The following is a 2064-nucleotide window of genomic DNA, read 5'->3' as shown; positions in this document are numbered from 1 at the left end:
TCAATCACGAACGGCGAATCGTCGCGGCCGAGCGCGAGGCTGCCTCGGCGAGGCAAGACGCCGCGGAAGCCCTCGCCCAAGCCACGACCGCGATGGCGACCCTGCCCGACGACACGAACTACATCTCGCTGGTCGGCTACAGCCGCACACAAGGATTGAGCCTTTCGCACGCGGTGCTGGCGGCGCACGGCCGCCGCATCGCCGCCCACTGCCGCGCCCACGACATCCTGATCAAGGACGTGCCTTCGGAGCAATGGGGGGCGGTTCACGCCTATCCCCGCCACATCCTCGACGCCTGGTTCCAGGATCGGGACTGACGAGCATACACCGCGCGGCGGCACGCCGCGGGGATCCTTACCTGCCGCGGCGAGGGCTTGCGGCGCTTCGTCATTCTCAAAATGTGCCCGACTGGCACATTTGCCGTCAAGGGTCCCTCCATGAGTTTCCCATTCTTCCGCTCCTCCACGACGAACACGAACGACGCGACTCAAGGCAACAGCGAAAGCCGCACCCCTGAGGACGCAAACCTCCCCGCAATCCCGACGGTCCAGACCTTCGAAGCCGCGGAGTTCCCGAGTCTGAAGGTCGAGGACATCCTTATCGGCGAGGGGACGATCTTCGCCACCGCCTTCCCGGGGGTCCGCAACGGGCCACTCGGCCATGCGTGGATCTTCGCCAAGAAGGCCTGCGAATCGATACCCGTCGCCTGGCCGCCGCAGTACCGCGACCTAACCTCAGGACAGTACGTAACTTCGAGCTGGGTTATCAAACTGGAATGCAGGTCCCCTGCGATCAGTAGCGTCGCGAACACATCATGCTTCGGTCCGACCGGATTGTGGCGTGGCTCTCGGACCTCAACCCGAGCTTAATCAAGGACGACCAGGCGCGGGCGCGTGTCGGATTCTTCAAGGAGTACGCCGGGGACCCGATCGACGCCTGGCTCAACGGTAAGCCCCAGGAGCCGCCGCCGAAGGCCGATGCGTCCGGCATGGAGGCCCTGATGGCCTTCATGGCCGAGCAGACCCGAATGATGCGCAGCATCGTGGAGACGGCCGAGCAACGGCGAATCGACGCCGAGAAGGCCAACCAGCAGATGCTGGCCGCCTTCACGCAACAGCTGCAGCAGAACAACTACGCCGTCGAGATGAGCCGGCGCACCGCCGAGCTGGAATACAACCGGGCCCAAGCCGCCGCGCACGAGGCCGAGCAGCAACGGCTCCGGGCCGAGGCTGAGGCGGCCACGAATCGCCGATTCCGCGGCGGGATCGCCCAGCTGCCGACCCCCGAGCAGGCCGACCGCCTGCCGATCGACGAGCTTTACCCGTACTTCGGGGAGCTGGTCTCGATCTACAACCAGTACCTGGGCAAGGACGAGCAGGACGTCTGGCGGGCGATCCACCGGATCGGCACCCACCGGGTCAGCTGGGTCAACGTGCGGGGCCGGACGGTCCGCTTCCGCCCCGAGTCGTACACCCACAAGGGGCTGTCGTTCGTCCACGCGAGGGGCGACGTCATCATCGTGACGAGCCAGGTCCTCACCTGGCGGTGGGCCGCCGACCAGCCCGGCGAGGGGAACGACCGGCTGCTCCACCGGCTCTATCGGCCGGTGCACGCCGAGCTCGTGGCCGGGCCGATCGCGGGCATCATCCCCGACCTGGGCCTGGGGTCGATCGACATCCCCTTCGACGAGTGGGATGACGACGCAGTCCCCGAAGCCCCGCCGCGGCGGCGACGGCGCCGCACTGATGGGTTGGATGCCGCCAACGGCTATCACTGAGACTTTCCCGCCGGGCGTCGTGCCCGGCGGGCCGCCTTCAACGAACTGAATCCGGCAACTCTCAACAAGAAGGACGGTCCATGACCGACGAGTCGACGACCGAGACGGCCGACGAGAAACTCTTCGACGCCATCCGCCGGGCGGCGAGCGACCATGGCGGGAACGCCGGCGACCCGGACTACGAGGCCAGCGACCTGGAGATCCTCTTCCAGGAGGCCTATCGACGCCTCACACCCACGCAGCGTGAGTCCTTCTGGCGGTCTGATTCACAATCCGGCCGTCGCTGA

3 protein-coding genes are annotated in these 2064 nt (G+C 66.8%); all 3 read left to right on the top strand.

The window, feature by feature from the left end; all coding sequences use genetic code 11:
* Window positions 1-317: hypothetical protein (locus GA615_RS27700; protein WP_161602611.1), on the top strand; the 317-nt coding region annotated here is incomplete at its 5' end.
* A gap of 497 nt (window positions 318-814) precedes the next feature.
* Window positions 815-1777, top strand: coding sequence for a hypothetical protein (locus tag GA615_RS27180; protein WP_152054492.1), 963 nt, complete (start codon window positions 815-817; stop codon window positions 1775-1777).
* An 80-nt stretch (window positions 1778-1857) separates the two neighbouring features.
* Window positions 1858-2064, top strand: coding sequence for a hypothetical protein (locus GA615_RS27175; RefSeq protein WP_152054491.1), 207 nt, complete (start codon window positions 1858-1860; stop codon window positions 2062-2064).

It is taken from the genome of Tautonia marina, from assembly GCF_009177065.1.
GTDB lineage: Bacteria > Planctomycetota > Planctomycetia > Isosphaerales > Isosphaeraceae > Tautonia > Tautonia marina.
Note: the sequence above shows the minus strand (reverse complement) of the source record. Positions and strands in the feature narration are given on the sequence as shown.

Bases quoted from the DNA above. Each gene is read 5' to 3' on its own strand.
- GA615_RS27180 (WP_152054492.1), top strand. From the start codon at position 815: ATGCTTCGGTCCGACCGGATTGTGGCGTGGCTCTCGGACCTCAACCCG.
- GA615_RS27175 (WP_152054491.1), top strand. From the start codon at position 1,858: ATGACCGACGAGTCGACGACCGAGACGGCCGACGAGAAACTCTTCGAC.